This window comes from Bradyrhizobium sp. AZCC 1693 (genome assembly GCF_036924745.1).
Lineage (GTDB): Bacteria > Pseudomonadota > Alphaproteobacteria > Rhizobiales > Xanthobacteraceae > Bradyrhizobium.
On the sequence record NZ_JAZHSD010000001.1, the window covers coordinates 2713344 to 2737012 of the forward strand.

18 protein-coding genes and 3 pseudogenes are annotated in these 23669 nt (G+C 62.8%); 14 read left to right on the forward strand and 7 right to left on the reverse strand.

Going from position 1 to position 23669, the window contains the following annotated elements; all coding sequences use genetic code 11:
• Nucleotides 1–132: 132 nt before the first annotated feature.
• Nucleotides 133–807, reverse strand: coding sequence for a Crp/Fnr family transcriptional regulator (locus V1293_RS13025; protein WP_334510041.1), 675 nt, complete (start codon nucleotides 805–807; stop codon nucleotides 133–135).
• A 305-nt stretch (nucleotides 808–1112) separates the two neighbouring features.
• Here V1293_RS13025 and V1293_RS13030 point away from each other — a divergent pair, with 305 nt between their 5' ends.
• The 6 genes and pseudogenes from V1293_RS13030 (at nucleotide 1113) to V1293_RS13055 (ending at nucleotide 8356) form a co-directional block, all read left to right on the forward strand.
• A complete protein-coding gene (locus V1293_RS13030) occupies nucleotides 1113–1934 on the forward strand; it encodes an ABC transporter ATP-binding protein (protein WP_334510044.1) in 822 nt (273 codons plus the stop codon).
• A pseudogene (locus V1293_RS13035) lies at nucleotides 1931–3864 on the forward strand (long-chain fatty acid--CoA ligase). The gene V1293_RS13030 and the pseudogene V1293_RS13035 overlap by 4 nt, the downstream one beginning before the upstream one ends.
• Nucleotides 3865–4012: 148 nt before the next feature.
• Nucleotides 4013–4906, forward strand: a complete 894-nt coding sequence (locus tag V1293_RS13040; protein WP_057858252.1) for a branched-chain amino acid ABC transporter permease — start codon at nucleotides 4013–4015, stop codon at nucleotides 4904–4906.
• A gap of 6 nt (nucleotides 4907–4912) precedes the next feature.
• Nucleotides 4913–5986, forward strand: coding sequence for a branched-chain amino acid ABC transporter permease (locus V1293_RS13045; RefSeq protein WP_334510049.1), 1074 nt, complete (start codon nucleotides 4913–4915; stop codon nucleotides 5984–5986).
• A gap of 58 nt (nucleotides 5987–6044) precedes the next feature.
• Nucleotides 6045–7325 carry an ABC transporter substrate-binding protein gene (locus V1293_RS13050; protein WP_334510050.1) on the forward strand — a complete coding sequence of 427 codons (1281 nt, stop codon included), beginning with the start codon at nucleotides 6045–6047 and terminating at the stop codon, nucleotides 7323–7325.
• Between the two features lie 191 nt (nucleotides 7326–7516).
• Nucleotides 7517–8356: an ABC transporter ATP-binding protein gene (locus tag V1293_RS13055; RefSeq protein ID WP_334510051.1), complete on the forward strand. Its 840-nt coding sequence runs from the start codon at nucleotides 7517–7519 to the stop codon at nucleotides 8354–8356.
• A 73-nt stretch (nucleotides 8357–8429) separates the two neighbouring features.
• On the opposite strand, the pseudogene V1293_RS13060 reads toward V1293_RS13055, so the two are convergent.
• A pseudogene (locus V1293_RS13060) lies at nucleotides 8430–9588 on the reverse strand (AGE family epimerase/isomerase).
• Between the two features lie 89 nt (nucleotides 9589–9677).
• Between V1293_RS13060 and V1293_RS13065 the strand changes: the two are divergent.
• A complete protein-coding gene (locus V1293_RS13065; RefSeq protein WP_334510053.1) occupies nucleotides 9678–10901 on the forward strand; it encodes a phenylacetate--CoA ligase family protein in 1224 nt (407 codons plus the stop codon).
• A 16-nt stretch (nucleotides 10902–10917) separates the two neighbouring features.
• Here V1293_RS13065 and V1293_RS13070 read toward each other — a convergent pair whose 3' ends face one another.
• The 4 genes and pseudogenes from V1293_RS13070 to V1293_RS13085 form a co-directional block, all read right to left on the reverse strand.
• Nucleotides 10918–11718: a DegT/DnrJ/EryC1/StrS family aminotransferase gene (locus V1293_RS13070; RefSeq protein ID WP_334510055.1), complete on the reverse strand. Its 801-nt coding sequence runs from the start codon at nucleotides 11716–11718 to the stop codon at nucleotides 10918–10920.
• A 67-nt stretch (nucleotides 11719–11785) separates the two neighbouring features.
• Nucleotides 11786–12070 (reverse strand): annotated as a pseudogene (locus tag V1293_RS13075) (DegT/DnrJ/EryC1/StrS family aminotransferase); the annotation flags it as partial.
• A complete protein-coding gene (locus V1293_RS13080; RefSeq protein ID WP_334510057.1) occupies nucleotides 12030–12497 on the reverse strand; it encodes an acyltransferase in 468 nt (155 codons plus the stop codon). The gene V1293_RS13080 and the pseudogene V1293_RS13075, both read right to left, overlap by 41 nt.
• A complete protein-coding gene (locus tag V1293_RS13085; protein ID WP_334510059.1) occupies nucleotides 12494–13555 on the reverse strand; it encodes a Gfo/Idh/MocA family protein in 1062 nt (353 codons plus the stop codon). Before V1293_RS13085 ends, V1293_RS13080 begins: the two co-directional genes overlap by 4 nt.
• Before the next feature lie 416 nt (nucleotides 13556–13971).
• Here V1293_RS13085 and V1293_RS13090 point away from each other — a divergent pair, with 416 nt between their 5' ends.
• Nucleotides 13972–14934 (forward strand): NAD-dependent epimerase/dehydratase family protein, encoded by a 963-nt coding sequence (locus V1293_RS13090; protein WP_334510061.1) that lies wholly within the window; start codon nucleotides 13972–13974, stop codon nucleotides 14932–14934.
• A 5-nt stretch (nucleotides 14935–14939) separates the two neighbouring features.
• On the opposite strand, the gene V1293_RS13095 is transcribed toward V1293_RS13090, so the two are convergent.
• Nucleotides 14940–17111 carry a hypothetical protein gene (locus tag V1293_RS13095; RefSeq protein WP_334510063.1) on the reverse strand — a complete coding sequence of 724 codons (2172 nt, stop codon included), beginning with the start codon at nucleotides 17109–17111 and terminating at the stop codon, nucleotides 14940–14942.
• Nucleotides 17112–17274: 163 nt separating this feature from the next.
• Between V1293_RS13095 and V1293_RS13100 the strand changes: the two genes are divergently transcribed.
• The 6 genes from V1293_RS13100 to V1293_RS13125 are packed head-to-tail and all read left to right on the forward strand — an operon-like array spanning nucleotide 17275 to nucleotide 23665.
• On the forward strand, nucleotides 17275–18666 hold the full coding sequence (locus tag V1293_RS13100; RefSeq protein ID WP_334510065.1) for a GHMP family kinase ATP-binding protein: 1392 nt from the start codon (nucleotides 17275–17277) through the stop codon (nucleotides 18664–18666).
• Nucleotides 18667–18687: 21 nt separating this feature from the next.
• Nucleotides 18688–20607 carry an N-acetylneuraminate synthase family protein gene (locus V1293_RS13105; RefSeq protein WP_334510067.1) on the forward strand — a complete coding sequence of 640 codons (1920 nt, stop codon included), beginning with the start codon at nucleotides 18688–18690 and terminating at the stop codon, nucleotides 20605–20607.
• Entirely contained in the window at nucleotides 20604–21305 is a 702-nt protein-coding gene (locus V1293_RS13110) for an acylneuraminate cytidylyltransferase family protein (RefSeq protein ID WP_334510069.1), read from the forward strand. Before V1293_RS13105 ends, V1293_RS13110 begins: the two co-directional genes overlap by 4 nt.
• Nucleotides 21298–22062: an SDR family oxidoreductase gene (locus V1293_RS13115; protein ID WP_334510071.1), complete on the forward strand. Its 765-nt coding sequence runs from the start codon at nucleotides 21298–21300 to the stop codon at nucleotides 22060–22062. The genes V1293_RS13110 and V1293_RS13115 overlap by 8 nt, the downstream gene beginning before the upstream one ends.
• Nucleotides 22059–22907 carry a sugar phosphate isomerase/epimerase family protein gene (locus V1293_RS13120; RefSeq protein ID WP_334510073.1) on the forward strand — a complete coding sequence of 283 codons (849 nt, stop codon included), beginning with the start codon at nucleotides 22059–22061 and terminating at the stop codon, nucleotides 22905–22907. The genes V1293_RS13115 and V1293_RS13120 overlap by 4 nt, the downstream gene beginning before the upstream one ends.
• On the forward strand, nucleotides 22904–23665 hold the full coding sequence (locus tag V1293_RS13125) for an SDR family NAD(P)-dependent oxidoreductase (protein WP_334510075.1): 762 nt from the start codon (nucleotides 22904–22906) through the stop codon (nucleotides 23663–23665). Before V1293_RS13120 ends, V1293_RS13125 begins: the two co-directional genes overlap by 4 nt.
• The last annotated feature ends 4 nt before the right edge of the window (nucleotides 23666–23669 follow it).

Below are 23669 nucleotides of genomic sequence, written 5' to 3' on the forward strand. Positions count from 1 at the left end.
ATACGGTACCGTATCATTACCACTTGCAGTTTCTATTTTCAATACGCCACCGTATCGCATGTGAACACAACATCGCGAGCGATCGGCAACATGGTGCCCTCGCTCAATTTCAAGAGGGCGTCGATGCCGGTCCTACTCGCCGTAACCGCGCAGCTTTTCGAGGTCGACGATTGTCACCCCGCCATATTCCAGCCGAAGCAGGCCCTCCTTCTCCAGCCGCTTCAGGCACTGGTTGGCATTCTGCCGGGACAGGCCTGACAAGGCGCCAATCTCTTCCTGGGTGATCTCCAGATGACGCGTCATGTCCGGATAGAGAATCGGGTTGAACAGCGAGGCGATCGAGCGCGCGACGCGACCGGTCGCATCCAGCGTGCGGCCATGTTCCAGCGCCCCGATGAACTGGCCGAGCCGCTCGTTGAGTTGCCGGACCAGAAAGCGGTTGAAGGCAACGCTGTTTTCGAACAGCCAGAAGAAGGTGTTGCGGTCCATCAGCGCCAGCCTGGTATCGCGCAACGCGACCACGTCGTAGCGGCGCGGCTCGCTCTTCAGCACCGAGCCCTCGCCAAACCAGGCGCCTGCCGTCAGGCCGGCGAAAGTCGCGGCCTTGCCGCCGCTCGAAACGGTACTCATCCGGGCAAGGCCCGTGACGATGCCGGTCCAGTAGTCGAAGGCGTCGCCGCGCAAGAAAATATGCTCATTGGCACGATAGGATTTCTCCACGATGCCGGCACGGGCGACCTCGATCTCCCGTTCGTTCAGTTCGCGCGACCACGCCGCGATGCGCTTGAGGTAATCCGCAGCAATCATGATCGCATCGACCGTCGCGTCCCCGTCGACTCTCGTGCTGCACTGCAACAGAAGCGCAGCCCGACGAAATTTCCTGACCAATTGTCAGGCAAAAGACATTTCAAACTATCGCATTGCCCTAAGGAGAGCCACCTCGATACGCGCGGCCTATGGCGCGGCGGGGGTGCGACGCTACCACGCGTGACACGGGCATCGGCCGGTACCGATAGTCGGATGGCTTGCCCGTCACCGCCGATGTAGGATCGCATGCGATTGCAAACGATAGATAAAGAGCGCCGCTCAAGCGCCGTATCTGGAGGGAATGAGTGGCTTACACGTTGGAAGTGCGCGGGGTTTCGCTGCGCTTCGGTGGCGTCCGTGCGCTGACCGAGGTCTCCTTCGGCGTGAACGAGGGCGAATTGTTCTCGATCATCGGCCCGAACGGCGCCGGCAAGACCTCAATCGTCAATTGCATTTCCGGCCGCTACAAGCCGACGGAAGGCCAGCTGTTCTACCGCGGCAAGGACATCACCGGCCTCAATCCGAACGCGCGGCCCCGGCTCGGCATCGGCCGCACTTTCCAGAACCTGGCGCTGTTCCATCATATGAGCGTGCTCGACAATATCATGGTCGGGCGGCACCACCTCCTGAAGAACAATTTCATCACCGGTTCGCTCTACTGGCTGACCGGCGCGCGGCGCGAGGAACTCGAGCACCGCCGCAAGGTGGAGGAGATCATCGACTTCCTCGACCTGCAGTCGGTGCGCAAGGCGACCGCCGGCACCCTGCCCTACGGCCTGCGCAAGCGCGTCGAGCTCGCCCGCGCCATGGCGCTGGAGCCGCAGCTGATCCTGCTCGACGAGCCGATGGCCGGCATGAACTTCGAGGAAAAGGAGGACATGGCGCGCTACATCGTCGATCTCAACGAAGAGTTCGGCATGACCGTGATGATGATCGAGCATGACATGGGCGTGGTGATGGACATCTCCCACCGCGTCATGGTGCTGGATTTCGGCCGCAAGATCGCCGAGGGCGATCCGGCGTCCGTGCTCGCCGATCCCCATGTGAAGCGCGCCTATCTCGGTGAAGAGGACGAGGTCCTCGTCGACCCCGACGACAAGCCCGCCGCTCCGGAGTGCGCGGCATGATGGATTACGCCGGACGTGTCGCCCAGGCCGACACTTTTCCGAAGCTGCTGCGCCTCAATGCGAAAGAGCACGGCGGCGAGATCGCGTTGCGCGAAAAGGATCTCGGGCTGTGGCGCGTCTTCACCTGGAACGACTATCAGACGCGCGTGCATGATTTCGCGCTCGGCCTGGTCGAACTGGGTCTTGGGCGTGGCGACGTCATCGGCATCATCGGCGATAACCGCCCGGACTGGGTGGCGGCGGAAATCGCAACGCATGCCGTCGGCGCCATGAGCATCGGCCTATACCGCGACGTGCTGGACGAGGAAGCGGCCTATCTGCTCAGCTACGGTGACGCCAAGCTGGTGTTCGCCGAAGACGAAGAGCAGGTCGACAAGCTGCTGGCGCTGGCCGACCGCGCGCCCAACCTCAAACATATCGTCTATTCCGATCCGCGCGGCATGCGGAAATATGACGACCCGCGCCTGATGGAGGCCGAAAAGCTCGCCACTATGGGCCGCGACCGCGCGTCGCGCGAGCCTGACATCTACGACCGGCTGGTCGACGCCACCCAGGGCGAAGATGTCGCGATCCTCTGCACCACCTCGGGCACCACGGCCAATCCCAAGCTGGCGATGCTGGCGGCCGGACGCGTGCTGAAACATTGCGCGACCTATCTGGCCTTCGATCCGAAGGGGCCGGATGACGAATATGTCTCGGTGCTGCCGCTGCCCTGGATCATGGAACAGGTCTACGCGCTCGGCAAAGGGCTGATCTGCCGGATGAAGGTCAACTTCGTCGAAGAGCCCGCGAGACGATGATGCACGATTTCCGCGAGATCGCGCCGACCTTCGTGCTGTTCGCGCCGCGGCTCTGGGAATCGATCGCGGCCGATGTGCGCGCTGGCGTGATGGACTCCTCGCCGCTCAAGCAAAAACTCTTCGACGTCGGCATGAAGACCGGGCTTTCGGCGCTCGCCCATGGCAAGCGTTCGATGTTTGCCGACCAGTTGTTGTTCCGCGCGCTGCGCGACCGGCTGGGCTTCACCCGGCTGCGCTCGGCCGCGACCGGCGGCGCCGCGCTCGGGCCGGATACCTTCAAGTTCTTCCGGGCCATGGGCGTGCCGCTGCGCACCCTCTATGGCCAGACCGAACTGTTAGGGGCCTACACGTTGCATCCCTTTGGCAAGGTCAATCCGGATACGACCGGCGTGCCGATGGCCGAAGATATCCAAATCCGCGTCGACAATCCCGACGTGAACGGCGTCGGCGAAATCGTCGTGCGCCACCCCAACATGTTCCTGGGATATTACAAGAATCCGGAAGCCTCGGTCGCCGACATCAAGGATGGCTGGATGCATTCCGGCGACGCTGGCTATTTCAACGACGACCAGCAACTCGTCATCATCGACCGCATCAAGGATCTCGCCGAGACCTCGCGCGGCGAGCGCTTCTCGCCGCAATATCTGGAAAACAAGCTGAAGTTCTCGCCCTACATCGCCGAAGCCGTGGTGCTCGGCGCCGGCCGCGATACGCTGGCAGCGATGATCTGCATCCGCTATTCGATCATCTCGAAATGGGCGGAGAAGAACCGCATCTCGTTCACGACCTATACCGACCTCTCCTCGCGCCCCGAGGTCTACGCGCTGTTGCGCAAGGAGGTCGAGAGCGTCAACGCCACGCTGCCGCCGGCGCAGCGCATTTCGCGCTTCCTGCTGCTCTACAAGGAACTCGACGCCGACGACGGCGAACTGACGCGCACCCGAAAGGTCCGCCGCAGCGTCATCAACGAAAAATACGCCGACATCATCGACGCGATCTACGGCGGCAAGAGCGACATTCCGGTCGACACGGTGATCCGTTTCCAGGACGGCACCACCCAGCGCATCCGCACCACGCTGAGAGTGGTCGATCTCGGCGCGCCTGCGTCCATGGCGGAGGCCGCGGAATGATGGAGTTGCCAACCAACATCGCCACAAATCCGGTCGTCATGCGCGGGCTTAACCCGCGCATCCATCCTCTTCCGAAAAAGCGCTTCTTCAGGCGATGGATCGCCGGGTCAAGCCCGGCGATGACGAATTGCAAGTTCAGTGAGACAACATGAACACCCAGCTCCTGATCCAGCTCCTGGTCAACGGCCTCGTGGTCGGTACGCTCTATGGCGTGGTCGCGATGTCGTTCGTGCTGATCTACAAGGCGACGCAGGTGGTGAACTTCGCGCAGGGCGAACTGCTGCTGGTGGGCGCCTGGGTGTGCTGGTGGCTGCTCACCAAATATCAGGTGCCGTTCTATCTGGGCATGCCGATCACGCTGGTCTTCATGTTCCTGTTCGGTATCGCGATCCAGATCGTCATCCTGCGCCCGATGATCGGCGAGCCGATCATTTCCGTGATCATGGTGACGATCGCGCTGTCGACGGTGTTTTCGGCGCTGATGAAATGGATGTTCGGCGTCAATTTGCAGCCGTTCCCGCGCATCTTCCAGACCCAGAACATCAATATCCTCGGATTGCAGGTACAGACCGTCTATCTGATGAGCCTCGCGGTCTCGGTGGCGATGATGGTGGGAATGGCGTGGTTCTTCCGCCTCTCCAAATATGGTCTGGCGATGCGCGCCACCGCGTTCAACCAGCAGGTGGCGCAGTCGCTTGGTATCTCCGTGAAAAGCGTGTTCGCGATGGCCTGGGCGATTTCGGCGACCGTCTCCGCTGTCGCGGGCGTGGTGGTCGCCGTCGTCAACGGCGTCTCGGCCGGGCTGTCCGCGTACGGCGTCAAGGTGTTTCCAGCGGCAATTCTGGGGGGCCTCGACAGCGTCGGCGGCGCGGTGCTCGGCGGCATCATCATCGGACTATTGGAAAACGTCGCGCATTTTCTCGACAGTGAGTATCTGCACTGGGGCAATCTCTACGAGATCGCGCCGTTCTATGCGCTCATCATTATCCTGATGATCAAGCCGTATGGCCTGTTCGGCACCAAAGACATCGAGCGGGTGTAAGCAATCATGGCAGGCCAGACCCTCATTCCCGCCGGCGACTTCCGCACCAGCTATGCGGCGGATACCACCGTGTTTCCGACTACGACCAGCCGCAACGCGTTGATCGCAGGCATCGTGCTGGTTTGCTTTGCCCCGCACATCGTCAACGAATACATCCTCAGCCTGCTGATCCAGATCGGCATCTTCGGCATCGCAGCCCTTGGGCTGAACATCGTCGTCGGCTTTACCGGCCAGATCTCGATCGGCCATGCCGCCTTCTTCGGCTTCGGCGCCTTCACGTCGGCTTACCTCTCGAACCGGTTCGGGATTCCCGTCTTCTTCTGCATTCCGCTCGCGGGCGTGGTGACGGCGGCCGTCGGCCTGATCTTCGGCCTGCCCGCCGCACGGCTGAAGGGACTTTATCTCGCGATCGCGACGCTGGCGGCGCAGTACATCCTGCTCGACTTCTTTGCCCGCGCCGAATGGTTCACCGGCGGCAGCGTTCCCGCCAGCGCCGAACCGTTCTCGATCTTCGGCTACATGCTGCGCGGCGATAAACAGTATTTCTACGTCGTGCTGGCATACGTCATCGTCTGCTATCTGCTGGTGACGAACCTGATCCGTTCGCGCGACGGGCGCGCCTTGGTCGCGGTACGCGACCATTATCTGTCCGCCGAGATCATGGGCATCAACCTGACCAAGTACCGGACGCTGTCGTTCGGCCTCGCCGCCTTCTTTGCCGGCGTCGGCGGCGCGCTCTATGCGCACTACAATCAGGTGGTCTCCAACGAAGGTTTCGGCATCGACCGCTCGATCATCTTCCTGGCCATGATCATCATCGGCGGACTCGGCTCGATCATGGGCACGCTGATGGGCACAGCGTTCATGGTGCTGCTGCCGGAATCGATGGAATGGCTCAGCGTCGCGCTGCGCGACAGTCCGATCGATCAATTTCTGGGACTAAAGAACAACATCGCTTTCTTGCGCGAGATGGCCATCGGCGTGATCATCATCGTCTTTCTGGTGTTCGAGCCGGACGGACTTGCGCATCGCTGGCGGCAGATCAAGGCATACTGGAAACTCTACCCGTTCTCGCATTGAGGTCGGAACGGGACGGACAACAAGAAGACCTCGAGAAATAACCGGGAGGACTATGTCCATGACGATGAAGACTCTGTTGAGCACAGCCTCGCTCGCTTTGCTGTTGGGTGGCACCGCGGCATCGGCTCAGGCGCCGATCTCGCTCGGGCATCTCGCCGACTATTCGGGTCCCACCTCGGACGTCGGAACGTCGTTCGGACAAGGTGTCGCTGACACCTATGCGTGGATCAACAAGAACGGCGGCATAAACGGCGCCAAGGTCAATGTCGACACCGTCGACTACGGCTATCAGGTGCCGCGCGCCATCGCCCAGTACAAGAAATGGTCGGGCTCCGACAAGGTCGCCGCCATCCTCGGCTGGGGCACCGCCGACACCGAAGCGCTGACGGGATTCCTGGCCCAGGACAAGATCCCCGATATCTCGGCATCCTATGCCGCGGCGCTCTCCGATCCGACCGGCGCGGGCGGCAAGGCCAAGCCTGCCCCCTACAACTTCTTCTACGGCCCGAGCTACTCGGACGCGGTTCGCGGCATGCTGACCTGGGCCGCCGAGGACTGGAAGTCCAAGGGCAAGCCCGGCAAGCCGAAGTTCGTTCACATGGGCGCCAACCACCCCTATCCGAACGCGCCGAAGGCGGCGGGTGAAGCGATTGCCGCCGAACTCGGCTTCGAACTGCTGCAGCCGATCGTGTTCGCCTTGACGCCCGGCGACTACAGCGCGCAGTGCCTGACCCTGAAGAGCTCGGGTGCGAACTACGCCTATCTCGGCAACACCGCAGGCTCGAATATCTCCGTGCTCAATGCCTGCAAGGCGGCCGGCGTCGACGTGCAGTTCCTCGGCAACGTCTGGGGCATGGATGAGAACGCCGCGAAAGCCGCCGGTGCTTCCGCCGATGGCGTGGTGTTCCCGCTGCGCACCGCGGTGGCATGGGGCGGCAACGCGCCCGGCATGAAGACCTTCATGGAAATCTCGAAGATGTCGGACGCGGCCGGTACCGCCTACCGTCCCGTGCATTACATCGCCGGCGTCTGCACCGCGCTCTACATGAAGGAAGCCGTCGAATGGGCCGCCAAGAATGGCGGCGCCACCGGCGAGAACGTCAAGAAGGGTTTTTACCAGAAGAAGGATTGGGTGCCCGCCGGCGGTGAAGGCATCTGCAATCCCTCGACCTTCACCGAGACGGATCACCGCGGCACGCTCAAGGTTGATCTCTATCGCATGAAGGTCGCCGGCGCGACCGACGCTCCCCTCAACGATCTCGTCAAGAACGGCGGTATCAAGATGGAGAAGGTGAAGACGATCGACCTGCCGCGCAAGCCCGAGTGGCTCGGCTGGTAAGTAGAGGTTGCCGAGAGGCGCCGAACGCATTCGGCTGTCGTCCCCCGCGAAAGCGGGGGACCCAGTACGCCGCGGCTTCTCGGTGGATCACAACCGCCTCTGGAATACTGGATCACCCGCCCCAGTGCGCAATTGCGCACAAGGCGGGTGATGACAGCGGTGGGTTCTACTGACGACGTCAGGATCACGACATGACTGAAGCAACCATAATCAATCGTCCCGCGACGGCGGCACAAGCCGCCGCCCCGCTCCTCAGCGTCCGCAACATCGAGGTGGTCTACGACAAGGTCATCCTGGTGCTGCGCGGCCTCAGCCTCGACGTGCCGAAGGGCGCGATCGTGGCGCTGCTCGGCGCCAACGGCGCCGGCAAGTCAACGACGCTGAAGGCGATCTCAGGGCTTCTCAAGACCGAGGACGGCGAAGTCGTCCGCGGCGAAATCGTCTTCGACGGCGCGCGCATCGACGGCATCGACCCCGACAAGATCGTCCGCCGCGGCATCTTCCAGGTGATGGAAGGCCGCCGGATCATTTCCGACATGACCTCGATCGAGAATCTGAAGCTCGGCGCCTTCACCCGAACCGACAATGAGGTCGCCGCCGACATCGACATGGTGTTCAGATATTTCCCGCGGCTGAAGGAGCGCACCGGGCTTGCCGGCTATCTCTCCGGCGGCGAACAGCAGATGCTGGCGATCGGCCGCGCGCTGATGGCGCGGCCCAAGATGATCCTGATGGACGAGCCGTCGATGGGCCTGTCCCCGCTCCTGGTCAAGGAGGTGTTCGCGATCATCAAGGAGATCAACCGCGACCTCGGCGTCACCATCCTGCTGGTGGAGCAGAATGCGCGCGCGGCGCTGTCGGTCGCGAGCCATGGCTACATCATGGAACAGGGCAAGGTGGTGCTCGACGGCACGGCAGACGAATTGCGCGACAACGAGGACGTCAAGGAATTCTACCTCGGCGGCGCCGGCGACCAGCGCAAAAGCTTCAAGAACCTGAAAAGCTTCAAGCGTCGAAAACGATGGCTGTGAGCACGCATAGCGTTTTCGAGCGAGGTGGAGACCAGTTCGCGTGAAGAAAACGCGTCAAAACAAGAATCATCATTTAGCCGATCACCTGCTCCGCTTCCGCGACCGCGCAAAGCACGTGGTAGAACGACGACGCAGGGATAGTGGCAACCAGCGAGTTGCCGTCGCGATCGAACTGGTCGTACCAGCCGCCCGCCACGGGATGGCTGAGATAATGCCGTTCGAGCCGCGAGAGCGCCGCGCGCGCTTCATCCGCGGCGCCCGCCTCGCCCGCCTCGGCCTGCGCGATCCACGCCTTGGCGATTTCGGTCTGCGGCCACAGCCGGCGCGTATGCCGCCTGACGTTGCCGCCTGCGTCGCCTTCGTCGACCAGGCAGCCGGTCGCCTCGTCGCGGTAGCGCAGCGCCGACGCCAGCAATTCGCCGCGGTAGCGGCCGGTCGGACAGCCGGTGATGCGTTCAAAGCCCTTCAGCAGCCACGCCCATTCCGCCTGATGTCCAGGCTCGACGCTGACGGGCTCGATCTTCGAAAAATCTTCCTCGAAATACTCGCCAAGCACCTGCCGCTGCTTGTCGTAGAGATTGGCCAGAAACAGGCTGAAGAAATTCCCGGCCCTGTTCTGGAACACGGTGTCGTGCGTCGCGTCGAACGCCGCGATCATCGCTTCGAACAGATGCATGTGAGGGTTCTGCCGTCGCGGCAGCGACACCGGCAATCCTTCGTGAACTCCGCCGTGCGGCGAGCGGAGTTGCGTTTCGATAAAGTGACACAGCGCATCGATCTCGGCGCGGATCTGCGCATCGCGATCGAACGCGTAGACGGTTGCCAGCGCCAGCAGCACGAAGGCGTGGTCATAGGAATCGCGCAGCGGGGTCCAGCACCGTCCCGTCAGGCTTCAACGTGTGCACAAAGCCGGGCTTGCCGTCGGGAGCCTTCGCTTTCGCCAGCAGGTGCTCCAGTCCTTGCAGCGCGATCGCGCGGCCCTCGGGATACCAGCCCATCTGCGCCGCCTTGGCGTAGCAATAGATCTGGCGCGCCTGCACGAAAACCCGGCGCGGCGCCAGGCGGTCTGCGCGACCGTCGCGATCGAGCCGATCGACAAAGCCGCCCGCCTCGTCGTCCCAGCCTTCGGTCGACCACAGCGGCAGGCAACGCTCGATCATGCGAAGCTTCAGCCTCGCGACAATATCGACCGAATCCGGTGTGTCCGCCGCAGCGGTATGCGTTTCAGCCATCGGGTTCCCTGGAATATCTCCAACACCGGAAGCCGTCTGATAGCACGTCAGAGGCGGCGCGCAATCGATGTAAATCCAAGGCAGCAGCCATGACCGACCATTACGACGCCCTTGAAACGCGCGAGCCGGCCAAACGCGAGGCGGAGCTGTTTTCCCGGCTTCCAGGTGTGCTGCGCAAGGCGCTCGCCGCGCCGGCCTATGCCGAGCGTTTGAAGGGTATTGATCCCGCTTCCGTGACCACCCGGGCCGCACTCGCTAAATTGCCGGTGCTGCGCAAATCGGAGCTCCCTGCCCTGCACAAGGCCGCGCCGCCCTTCGGCGGGTTCGTGGCCGGGCCTTTGGGGTCGTTCGCGCGGCTATTCACCTCGCCGGGCCCGATCTTCGAGCCCGAGCCTGTCCATGCGGACCCATGGCGCGGGGCGCGGGCGCTGTTTGCGGCGGGCTTCCGGCCCGGCGACGTGGTGCTCAATACCTTCAGCTACCATCTGACGCCCGGCGGCTTCATTTTCGATGCCTCGGCGCGAGCGTTGGGATGCGCGGTGATTCCGGCCGGCCCCGGCAATACCGAGCAGCAGTTCGAACTGATCGAGGCCTATCGCCCGGTCGGCTATAGCGGCACGCCTGATTTCCTCAAGATCCTGCTCGACGCCGCCGCGAATGCCGGGCGCGACGTTTCCTCGATCAAGCGCGCGCTGGTCTCCGGCGCGGCTTTCCCGAAGTCATTGCAGGACGAAGTCAAGTCGCGCGGCATCGACGCCTACCAGGCGTTCGGCACCGCCGATCTCGGCATGGTCGCGTTCGAAACGCCGGCACGCGAAGGCATGATCGTCAACGAGGACCTGATCATGGAGATCGTGCGTCCCGGCACCGGCGATCCCGTCGCGCTCGGCGACGTCGGCGAGATCGTCGTCACCTCGCTCGACCCGCAGCATCCCTGGATCCGCCTCGCGCTCGGCGACCTCACGGCGGCGCTGCCGGGCGCAAGCCCCTGTGGACGCACCAACATGCGCATCAAGGGCTGGATGGGCCGCGCCGACCAGACCACCAAGGTCAAGGGCATGTTCGTCCGCCCCGAGCAGATCGCCGAGATCGGCAAGCGCCATCCCGAACTCGGACGCTTGCGCCTCGTCGTGACGCGATCAGGCGAGAGCGACCTGATGACGCTGAAAGCAGAGACGGCGGCGCCGAGCGGAAACCTTCAGGACGAACTGGTCGCGACGCTGCGCTCCGTGACAAAGCTCAGCGGCAAGGTGGAACTCGTCGCCGAAGGCTCATTGCCAAACGACGGCAAGGTGATCGCCGACGAGCGATAGGTCCGCCCGCCTCGTCTCAGAACTTGCGGATGAGTTCGATAACTTCACCCTGCTGCTTCTCCGTGATCTCCGCGAACATCGGCAGCGACAGGATTTTTCCCTGATCGCTGGATGCATTGGGAAATTGCTCGGGACGGTGACCGAAGCGCGCGTAGGCGGCGAGGAACGGCAGCGCGGTGGGATAATTGATCGCCGTCTGCACACCGTTGGCGTTCAGGTGCGCGGCCAGCGCGTCGCGGCGCGGGTGCCTGATCGTGTAGAGATGATAGACGTGGGTGCGGTCGGACGCGACCTGCGGCACGACGACGTCCTCGATCTGGTTGAGGCCGGCATCGTAGAATTTCGCGGCGTTCTGCCGCGCCCTTGTCCACTGGGCCAAGTGCGGCAATTTGGCCGACAGGATCGCTGCCTGCATGCCGTCGAGCCGGCTGTTGATGCCCTCGATGTGGTGCTGGTGCTTCACCAGCCCGCCGTGTCGCGCCAGCATGGTCATGTGCTCAGCCAATGCGTCGTCATTGGTCGCGACGGCGCCGGCATCGCCCATGGCGCCGAGATTCTTGCCCGGATAGAACGAATAGGTCGCGGCTGCGCCGAAGGTGCCGACCTGCTGGCCTTTATAGCGAGCCAAGTGCGCCTGCGCGCAATCCTCGATCACCCAGAGCTTGTGCTTGCGCGCGATCGCCATGATCGCGTCCATGTCCGCCGGCTGCCCGTACAGATGAACCGGAATAATGCCGACGGTGCGTGGCGTGATCGCGGCCTCGATCGCCGCCGGATCGATCGTGAACGTAGCGCCGTCGGTATCGCAGAACACCACGGTGGCGGCCGGCGTGCGTAATCATCGCCGAAGTGCTGATCCAGGAATGCGCCGTGGTGATCACCTCGTCACCCGGCTTGACCTTCAGCGCGGCCATCGCGAGATACAGCGCATCGGTGCCGTTGGCGCAGGAGACGCAATGCTTGACGTCTACGGCCGCGGCGAACTCCCGTTCGAAGGCATCGACGTAGGGCCCGCGAATGAAAGCGTTGTCGCGGATGACCGAGGCAATCACGCCGTCAATCTCGCTTTTGATGGTCTGATACTGCAGTTGCAGATCCGCAAAAGGCACCGGCATCGGGTCGTCTTTCCTACTTCTCCGCCAGCAGCCGGCGCGCCGGATTGCCTGCATAAGTCCCTGAGGTCGTGATGTCCCTGGTTACCACCGCGCCCGCGCCGATCACGACATCGTCGGCGATCCTGACCGGCATGATCGTGGCGTTGGAGCCGATCGAGACACGGTTGCCGATCACGGTCTCCCGCCACAATTCCCTGTTGCCACGGGCCGGGCCGCCGGTCGAGAACGTATCGTTCACGAACATCACGCCATGGCCGACAAAGCAGTCTTCGCCGATGGTGACAAGTTCGCAGATGAAGGCGTGCGACTGCACCCGCGTGCGGGCGCCGATCACGACGCCTTTCTGGATCTCGGTGAATGGCCCGACAAAGCAGTCGTCGCCGATCCTGCAGCCGTAGAGATTGCACGGCTCGACGATTTTGACGCCCGTGCCGAAATCAACGTCACGCACGCCGGCCTGATGTATCTCGGGCCGGTTCACGAGACGACACCAAGCCGGCCCAGCCGCGGCGCGAAGCGAAGCGGCACCTCGGCGCCGGTCTCGATCGATTCGTAGAGCGCGGAAATCAGTTCCAGGCTCTTGCGTCCTTCAAGGCCGTCGACGAGCGCCGACCGTTGGTTCACCAGGCAGTCGATCACGTGCTGGTAGTAGGCCTGATGGCCGAAGCCGTAGACATTCGGCGGATTGACGGAAAATTTCTCGATCACGTCCTTGTCGGACGGAAGCTCTTCGACAAAGCGCCAGTGCCGGATCTGGTTGACGGCGAAGCCCGCAATTTCGACGGTTCCCTTTTCTCCGAGAATCGAAAGCGATCCTTCGAGGTCGGTCGGCCGGACGGCCGTCGTCGCCTCGATGATCCCGAGCGCGCCGTTGCGAAACTTCAGGGTTGCCACCGCCGTGTCCTCGGCTTCGATCTTTGCCAGCGCCGTGACGGCACGGGCATGAACGCTGACGACATCGCCGAAGAACCATTCCAGCATGTCGACATGGTGGCTGGCCTGGTTGGAGAGCACGCCGCCGTCATAGGCCCAGGTGCCGCGCCAGGCATCCTGATCGTAATAGGCCTGGTCGCGGCACCAGCGCACCCGGACCGTGCCGAGAATCAGGCGGCCGAAGCGGCCGGCCTCCAGCGCCTCGCGGGCCTTCACCACGGGAACGTTGAAGCGATTCTGCTTGACGACGAAAAGCTTGACGCCGGCTTCGTCGCAGGCACGGATCATGTCGTCGGCGTCCTGCAGCCGCAGCGCCATCGGCTTCTCGACGACGACGTGCTTTCCGGCCTTCGCGCAAGCGATGACATGGGCGGGATGCATTCCGCTCGGCGTCAGCACCGTCACGGCATCGATGTCCTTCCGGGCGAGGAAGTCGTCGATATCATAGATGGCAGGCACGCCGAACTTCGAGGCGATCGCGTCGGCGCGGTTGCGAACGGGGTCACAAACGGCAACGAGCTTGGCTCCGTCGATATGATTGCCGCCCAGAAGTTCCGAGTGGCGTTTTGCGATACGCCCGCATCCGAGCAAGCCGAATCTGATCATAGGGAGCCTTGTTCCGATAACAGTCTATATGCACGTTAGCCGCCTCATCGGCCGCAGCCAACCCTTCAGGGCGCTCAGGCGGGGTGGCCAGATTTCACGACCTCGGCACGCGTTGCCAAGAATCTCGGGAAATTGCAACGGCGCTTGCGTCTGTCGGAAGCTGAAGGCGATATCCCGGGGCCAAAATTTCGGCCGAGAGGCAATAATACGACCGCCGGGGCGACAAATACCCGTTCCAGTGCGCCGGGTTGGCATGCCGTTACTCGCTCGCTTCGGGCCGCCGGCCTTGGAGAAAGGTCGGTCAACGCTCAATTGCCCCAAGGCGCTTCGCAGGCCTATATTGGGGCTCAGTCGCATTACATTTCAAACTCAGAGATGCAGCGGAAATTCCGGCAGCAACAGGTGTCCCCGGCCTGATGACCTCACAACCCATACCTGCTCACGATGCGGCAGGCGCGCAGTTGCACGCCGCCTCCGACTCGCAGCGCGGCCGCGACAAAGCAAAGCCCCGGGTGCTTGTGACAGGCGCCGGCGGGTTCGTCGGGCGGCATCTCGTTCCTTATCTCGCCACCCAAGGATACACCGTGATTGCCGCCTCACGAGCGGCATCCAGTTTCGAGAATCCGAACATCATCGCCGTTCCGCTCCCGGACCTCTCGCATTTGTTCGACTGGGAGCCCCTGCTCGAACAATGCGATTCCGTGGTTCATCTTGCAGGCATCGCTCACAAATATGCCGGCGACGACGTTTACGATCGCGTCAATCATCGCGCGACGTCGACGCTCGCCCGAGCAATATCCCGCAACGGCAAGAAACATCTGGTGTTTGTTTCCTCGATCGCCGCCCAATCCGGCTCTTATGCGGATCATGAACTGACCGAGAACGATTTTCCAACTCCAAACAATGCGTATGGACGGTCCAAGTTTGCCGCCGAACAGGCCATCCATGCGGCGGGCATTTCATTCACAATCCTGCGTCCCGTCGTGATTTACGGAGAGGGCGAGAAAGGAAACTTCGCGGTTGTTCATCGGTTGTCCCGTCTGCCGGTCCCGCTTCCGTTTGGGGCGTTGTCTGCGCGACGATCCGTACTGTCGATCCAGAACTTCAACTCGGCCGTCGAGACCGCACTGAGCAATCCCCGCGCGCGAGAAGAGACCTTCATTGTCTCCGACCCGACGCCGGTGACGGTGGCAGATCTCATCGCACGTTATCGCGGCAGCCTCGGCAAATCGCCCTGGCTGTTGTCTGTACCGGAAAGCTGGATCGAGGCGGCTATGAAGGCCGCTGGCCAAGGCGCGATTTGGGAGCGGATCGGCCGGCCGCTGGTGGCCCCTCCCACCAAGCTCATCGCGATCGGCTGGGAGCCGTCGAAGTTTTGAGATGACTATCGGAGGCCGGCTTCGCTGCAGCGAATCTTTCGGACTTTGGCAGGAGTCTCGAGTACGAATACCGTGTCGATCTTCCAGGGTCTCGCCAGGCCGCAGAGTTGCTGGTCGCTCAATGGCTCGGAATTGGCGTCCTTGTAACTGGAGAAGCCATAGTACGGCTCCTTGGGGCAATTGAGACCAAGCGGATTCAGTCCCTTCAGCATGGGCGCGCCGACGATCGCAGGGATGAAGAACGGATCGGCGCGGCATTCCACCCCGATATTCCAGAAGGCCAGGTTGTCGGGCGGCACGAATACCGCTGCATGACGCGCCCCTGTGATTCCGGCCGCCAGCAAGGCGTCGCTGGCCTGTCCGCCAGGGGTACGCTTCACGTCGTTCGCCAGCGCGTGGCGAGCCGGATGCCCCGGCGTCAGGAGAGCGACGAGGCGTTGGCCGGTCGTCGTCATCTCTGCGCCGGGGCTTTCTCCGGTAACGAGCCGAATCCTCGCCTGAAGTTCGGCAAGCATGGCGCCAACCCTGTACGCACTCTTCCTCTTTTCATCGGTCAAAAACCCAACGAGCAGGATTCCGGCGAGAAAAGATGCGGCTAGGAGGGGATTGGGGAACGTTCTTTCGAGGAATGGCCCGCCGTAGGCGCATATAAACACGATCGCCGTCCAGGTCCCGACATTGGCGAAATAGTAGCTCGATCCGCCAGGAACATTGATCAGGATAGCGGGAACGATGCAAGCCAGCGCGATAACGGCAACCGTTTCAGCACATCTCTTGTCCCTTGAAGTGCCATGCCACCATGTTTGAAGGGCAGCGCCAAGCAACACAAGGCTTGCCGCGATATTCGGCCAGGCTCCGCGCGGATGCTCCCGCGCAAAGGCAAACGGGTCGAGCGCTCGCACTAGCATACCCGCGCCCGGGGATATGATCGCGATCGCAATTATTCCAATCAGGAGAAGTGGAACGGCCAACTTGATTAGGCTCGAGAGCGTCATTCCCATTCGCCGCCACAATATGAAGCCGACGCCGCCCAACAGAATTGTACCAACGGAAATCTTCGAAAGCAGAGCCAGCAAGACCGCGATGCCGAGCGCTGAGAGCTGCAAGCCGAAGCGGTCTCGTCGATCAGGATCGGTAATCTCCGCCAACAACGGCAGACTCAACAGAAACAAAATCAGCGATAGACAATAGGACTCGGAAACCAGATAGGACGTCCATCCCCATACGTCCGCCACAAAGAGAAGCAGCAGAGAACCCAGCGTGATGAGGGTGCCGTTTTGCGGGCCATCTGCAGGTCGGCGAAACAAGTGAATCGCAAGCGACAGACAGAACATGAGAATCGGAACCGCGATCACCTGCCCGCCAATAACGTACCCTTCCAGCGTCGGCACACCGAGCCAAAGACTGACGCAACCCAGCCAGATGTGAGATAGCACGTGGTACTCGATCGGGACAAATCCATCGAGGCCGGTGCTCAGCGCACCCTGTTTCACGAGCATGTTGGCGATGGAAGCGTGAAAAATCGTGTCGAGCTGGTGGATTCCCGTCAGCGCAAGTTCAGGCGTGAGGACCGACGCGTAGGCACGGGAATTGATCACCAGGAAATAGCCGAAGCCGAAAAGACAACCATAGGCAATCGGGAAGATCCACTTGCCGACGGGTGCGGCGCGCATCGCGGATGCCGTCTGCACGAGACCCGCGGCCAATAGACCGACAAACAGCGGATAGGTGACAGCGTCAGCCAAAGGCCCGTTCAACCAGGCAAGGCACGGGAGGAAAATCACCGCCATCGTTGAAACGAGGAGCGCGCTGTAGGCACCGCCGCGCTCCGCGTGACGCACGGTGAACAACGTTGCGCAGGCGATGACCGCGCCCGGCAGCAGGAACGCCTTGATGAAAACGAACCAGTGCGGGCTTCCCAGCGGCCACCGCACGATGGCCACCATGACCGCTGCCACCGCCGCCATGGTCCAGCCAAAGATCGCCGCGAAAAAGATCGGGCTTGGTCGATGGGTCACAAGCGGCAGCGCTCGGCCGGGCGTCGGTTCGGCCAGCCCGGGCCGCGACAATTGTTCAGAAGCTTGCACGCGATCGAACCTGCTCTTTGACCCCAGACTCGACGGATAGTCCCCGCCGGCGCCAATCTGGCGATAAGCCGGACGCGTGGCGCCGACCACCGCCGAAGTAGGTCAATCCCCGCGCTGCGATAGCACAGCCGGTCCAGATTCACCACTCCATGGAAGCCTTGCGCGATCTGCCCCCCTGCCGTATCTAACGACCCGAAAATATAGGCGTTTCCGGGCCAAAACCGGAACCGGTTGCCGCTTTGGACCCGCCAAATTGCCAGACAAGAGCCACCTTACCATCGCCGAGAGCGACACGATCGAGCAGGCATTCCAGCGGCTCAATGCCAACATGCTCGGAATCCTGTTTGCCCGTGACGCTGAGGGGCGTGTGATCGGCGCTGTCACGGACGGCGACATCCGCCGGCGGCTGCTGACGGGAATATCGATCCAGGGCGAGGTGGCAAGCTGCATCAACCGCAACTTTGTATGGGCGCGCGCCGGTGCGCCCCGTGAACAGATTCTCAAGCTGCTCGACCAGCGGGTCCACGTCGTTCCGATCCTCGACGCCGACGGGCGGCTTGTGGACGTGTTCAGCCGCGATCTGTTCAATCTCGGCGAAGAGAGCGAAGTATTCGCGCGCGCCCGCTCGCCGGTCCGCATCAGTTTCTCCGGCGGCGGCACCGACCTCACGCATTATTTCGTCGACAATGACGGCGGCTCCGTCATCAACGCGACCATTGCGATGTACGCGCATGCGACGCTGCGCCGGCGCAACGACAACCGGATCCGAATCTACTCGCATGATTTTCGCTGCACGGTCGAAGCTGAAAATCTCGCGGGCCTCGGCAGCGAAGGCCAACTGGCGCTGATCAAATCGGTAATCCGCCTGATCCAGCCGGCCTATGGCTTCGATCTCGACGTTTCGGCCGATTTTCCGGTTGGCTCCGGCCTCGGCGGTTCGGCGGTGGTGTCGTCCGCCATCATCGGCTGCTTCAACGAATTCCGTTCCGACCGGTGGGATCGCCACGAGATCGCGGAAATGGCCTTTCAGGCCGAACGGCTGATGCTCAATATTCCCGGCGGCTGGCAGGACCAGTACGCCACCGTGTTCGGCGGCTTCAATCACATGGAGTTTTCGTCCGAGCAGAACACCATCGTTCCGCTTCGCCTCGAGCCCAATATCGTCGCCGAGCTCGAGGAAAGCCTGGTGCTTTGCTACACCGGCGCCAACCACGATTCCGGTTCTATCCACCGCGACCAGAAGCAGCAGCACGAGACCAGCGACGCCGTCGCGGCTGCGGCCAAGCAAAAGGAAGTGACCCGCGAGATCCGACATCATCTGCTGCGCGGCCAGCTTCTGGAGTGTGGGCGCCTGATCGACGAGGCATGGCACGCCAAGCGCCGCTTGAGTTCGCTCATCAGTTCCGACGAACTGGATGCGATCTATGACCTTGCGAAAACCAATGGCGCGGTCGGCGGCAAGCTGCTGGGCGCCGGCGGCGGCGGCTACTTCATCTTCTTCGTCCGCCCGTTTCACCGCTATCCGCTGATTGCCGCGCTGGAGCAGAAAGGCCTGTCCTGCTCCCGCATCGCGTTCGAGGAAAATGGCCTCCGGACCTGGAAATCGCGAATTCCCGGCGCGCCGGCCAAGGGCGGCGGTGCATAAAACGAGATACCGAGAAGGTTCATGAACTCAACCAACCAGGCGGCACCAATCCGGATCGGCAATCGTTCGATCGGCAACGGTCAGCCGTGCTATGTCATTGCGGAAGTCGGCAACAACCATAACGGCGACCTCGATCGCGCCATCGCGCTGGTCGACGCCGCGGTCGCAGCCGGCGCGGATTGCGCCAAATTCCAGATGCGCAAGCTGGACGAGGTCTACCGCGCCTCGAGCCTTTCCGGAAAGGACGACGATCTCGCGGTCGAATACACCCTCGACCTGTTGCGCCGCTTCGAACTGACTACCGAGCAGCAGCGCCGCGTCGCGGCCTATTGCGCCACGAAGAGCATCCAATACCTCTGCACGCCCTGGGATGCGTCGAGCGTCGCGACGCTGGAGACGTTCGGCGTTCAGGCCTACAAGGTCGCCTCCGCCGACCTGACCAACCTGCCCTTGCTGGCGAAACTGGCCGCGACCGGCAAGACGCTGATCGTCTCCACCGGCATGAGCACGTCGGATGAAATTCGCAGCGCGGCGAAATTCCTCGACGACCGCTCGGCGCCTTACGTGCTGCTGCATTGCCAGAGCACCTACCCTGCCGCGCTTCACAATATTCATCTGCGCTTCATGGAGACCTTAAGGGAGATCCATCCCTTCGTCGGCTATTCCGGTCACGAGCGTGGCATCGCAGTTTCGATCGGCGCGGTCGCGATGGGCGCGGTCGTGATTGAGCGTCACATCACGCTCGATCGCGAAATGGAAGGCCCGGATCACGCGGCAAGCCTCGAGCCGGAAGAATTCAAGGCGCTGGTGTCAGGCATTCGCGAATTGGAGACCGCGCGTGGCGAGAAGCTGGCGGAACGAGCACTCAGCCAGGGCGAGCTGATCAACCGCGAGAATCTCGCCAAGAGCCTGGTGGCGGCGCGCGACATTCCGGCCGGCACTGTCGTCGCCGAGAGCGACGTCGCGGTCAAGAGCCCGGGCCAGGGCCTGTCGCCGCTGAAAATGCCGGCCCTGATCGGCCGACGCCTTAACCGCGCGATGGCGCGCGACGATTACTTTTTTCAGAGCGACCTCGCCGACGGCGCGGCCACCGCGCGCCGCTATCGTTTCGACCGGCCCTGGGGCGTGCCGGTCCGCTATCACGACACGCAACGTTTTCTGGAAATCTGCCAGCCCGACATCATCGAATTCCATCTCAGCTACAGCGACATGGAGCGTAATCCGGCGGCCTACCTGTCCGGCACTTACGATCTCGGCTTCGTGGTGCACGCGCCCGAACTGTTTGCCGGCAGCAAGCTGATGGACCTGGCGACATCAGACGAAGGCCTGCGCCGTTATTCGCTGGAGCAGACCCAGGCCGTCATCGATATCACGCGCGGATTGAAGAAATTCTTTCCCAAGACCATGCGCCCGCCGATCGTCGCCAATATCGGCGGCTTCACCATGGACGAGCCGCTGTCGCCGGAACGGAAGGCGGAGTGTTACCGCATCTTCGCCGCCAGTCTCGCCGAGCTCGATCTCGACGGCGTCGAATTGATTCCGCAGACCATGGCGCCGTTCCCGTGGCATTTCGGCGGACAGCGTCATCAGAACATCTTCATTTTCCCGGAAGAATCCGCCGCGTTCTGCGCCAAGCATGACTTACGGATGTGCGTCGACATTTCGCACACCAAGCTTGCCGCCAATCATTTCGGTTTCGATTTCAGCGAAGGCCTCGCCCAGCTCGGCCCGCATACCGCCCATCTGCATTTCGGCGACGCCAAGGGCCTCGACGGCGAAGGCTTGCAGATCGGCGAAGGCGAGATCGACTTCGACCAGATCGGCGCCGTGCTGCGCAAGCATGCTCCCGACGCCTCGTTCATCCCGGAGATCTGGCAGGGCCACAAGAATATGGGCGAAGGATTCTGGACAGCGCTCGAGCGCCTTGAGGGCCGCATATGACGAGGGTTACGCCCGGGCGAACGCTGGCCGTTGTCGCGGCGCGTGGTGGCTCGAAGGGAATTCCGCACAAGAACCTGATCGATCTGTGCGGCAAGCCGCTGATTGCCTGGACCGTCATGCAGGCGGCCGCCGCGCGCGGCGTTGATGTCGTGGCGGTTTCTTCCGACAGCGACCAGATCCTTGCCGCTGCGGAGGCCGCCGGCGCGATCGGCGTCCGGCGCCCGGAAGACATCTCGGGCGATCTGGCCTCATCGGAGTCGGCGTGGCTCCACGCGCTGGAACACCTCGATGGGAAGCTTGGACCGTTCGGACGGGTCGTCGCGCTGCAGGCGACCTCGCCGATCCGGGAATCCAGCGACATCGAACAGGCGCTCGCGACCTTCGAGCGCGAGGAACTCGACAGCCTGCTCTCGGTCTGCGAGGTCGAGGATTATTTCAACTGGCGCATCGGCGCCGACGGGCCCGAACCGATCAACTACGATTTCCGCAATCGGCGGATGCGGCAGCAGATCGAAAAGCGGTATTTGGAGAATGGCTCGTTCTACGTTCTAATTCCCTCGCTGCTACGCGAGCAGAGTAACCGGCTCGGCGGCAAGATCGGAATGCATGTGATGGAGCGCCACAAAATGTTCCAGATCGATCGCCCGGAAGACATCAAGCTTTGTGCGGCCATCATGCGCAGCTACGGCTATGCATAGTCCCGCAGCCTTTTCGCTGGAAGGCAAGACTGCCGTCGTCACCGGGGCGTCGCGCGGCATTGGCGCAGCCATTGCAGCCGGCCTGCAGGCGAGCGGCGCAAAAGTGTTCGGCCTCAGCCGGAGCGGCACGGCGCCCTCGCACGTCACGGCGGCCAAATGCGATCTGGCCGATGATGCCGCCATCGGGTCTGTATTCGATAATCTTTCGAAAGCCGGAGAACGGCTCGACGTGCTGGTCAATGCGGCGGGCATCAGCCTTCCCGCCTCCGCGACGATGAGCGAACTCCAGAGATTCCGCGACACGCTGGCGGTCGACCTGAGCGGCGTCTACGCGACGATCCTTGCGGCCTATCCGCTCCTGAAAAAGGCGGGCGGCGGCTCGATCATCAATGTCACCAGCATCAACTCGGTGCGCGGCTTTCCCGGAAACCCCGGCTATGTGGCGGCCAAGGCCGGCCTCGCCGGCCTCACCCGCGCGCTTGCCGCGGACTATGCGCGCGACGGTATTCGCGTCAACGCGCTCGCTCCCGGCTATGTCGCGACCGAGATGACCGCAAAAAGTTTTGCCGATCCTGTCATGCACGAGGATCGCCGCCGCCACACCATGCTCGGCCGCTGGGGCAACCCGGACGATCTGGCCGGTGCCGCCGTTTTTCTGGCGTCATCCGCCTCGGCCTATGTGACCGGCCAGGAATTGTTCGTCGATGGCGGCTGGACCACGAAAGGTCTCGCGATCAGCGAGGGTGGCAAGCCGTGACGACAACGCTCGAACGCATCGGTTTCATGCAGGGACGGCTATCGGCCATGGTCGACGGCAAGATCCAGGCCTTCCCGTGGAACGAATGGCGTGAAGAGTTTCCCCGCGCCAGCGCGCTCGGCCTGACCCGGATCGAATGGACCATCGACCAGGATCGGCTGCGCGACAACCCGCTCAACACTGCCGCCGGGCAGCAGGAAATCATCGAACTGTCACGCCGCCACGCGCTCAGAACCGCAAGCCTGACCGGCGACTGCTTCATGCAGGCTCCGTTCTGGAAGGCGGACGGCGAGACGCAGAAATCGCTGGTGGCCGATCTCGATCTGGTGCTCGCCTCCTGCAGCACCCTCGGCGTCGAATTCGTCGTCATTCCGCTGGTCGACAACGGCCGGATCGAGAGCGCGGCGCAGACCGAAACCCTGTTGCGCGTTCTGCTCGATCGCGCCTCCTCGCTGTCGAAGCAAGGCGTCAGAATCGTTTTCGAATCCGACCTGCCACCTGCGCCGCTGGCGCAGTTCATCGGCAAATTCCCGCGCGAGGTGTTCGGCATCAACTACGACAGCGGCAACAGCGCCGCGCTCGGCTATGATTCTGCCGAGGAGATTCCAGCCTATGCGCCGCGCATCCTCAATGTGCATGTGAAGGACCGGCTGCTCGGCGGCACCACCGTGCCGCTCGGAACAGGCGCGGCGGATCTTGCCAGGACCATTCGGCTGATCGAGCAGTCCGGCTATAGCGGGCAATACATCCTGCAAACGGCGCGCGCCACCGACGGCGACCATGCCGGCGCGCTGGCACGATATCGCGACATGACGGTGCGCTGGATCGAGGACGCCAGGCGATGAAACTCGATATCGAGGACCGGGTCGCATTAGTGGTCGGCGCGAGCCGCGGCATCGGTTTTGCCATTGCCGACACGCTGGCCGCCGAGGGCGCCAAGGTCGCGATGGCAGCGCGCGGCCTCGACGGCCTCAAGGCGGCTGCGGGAAAAATCGGCAGCGGCGCCTCGTGTCATGCCGCCGACGTCACCAACCCCGCCGCCGCGCTGTCGCTGGTGGACGAGGTCGAGAAGCAGTGGGGCCACATCGACATTCTCATCTGCAACGTCGGCAGCGGCGCCTCCGTGCCGCCGGGCAAGGAAACCGCGGCCGAGTGGTCGCGGGTGATGGACATCAACCTGTTCGCCACGACCAATACGATCGAAGCTGCGAGACCGCTGATGAGCCGCGGCAATGGCGACCGCGCGATTGTCTGCGTGTCGTCGATCTGTGGGCACGCCGCGCTTGGCGCGCCGGTAACCTATTCGGCGGCGAAGGCGGCCTTGAATGCGACCGTGCGTGGCCTTGCCCGGCCCTTGGCAGCCGAAGGCATTCGCATCAACGCCGTTGCCCCCGGCAACATCCTGAGCGCCGACGGCACCTGGGCGCGCAAGATCGCCGAAAACAAAGCCGCCGTGGACGAGATGCTCGCGCGCGAGGTGCCGCTGCGCCGGCTCGGCAAACCCGAAGAGGTTGCCGACATTGTGGCCTTTCTCGCCTCTCCCCGCGCTGCGTTCATCACCGGCACCGTGATCGTGGCCGACGGCGGACAATTACGTGCTTGAACAG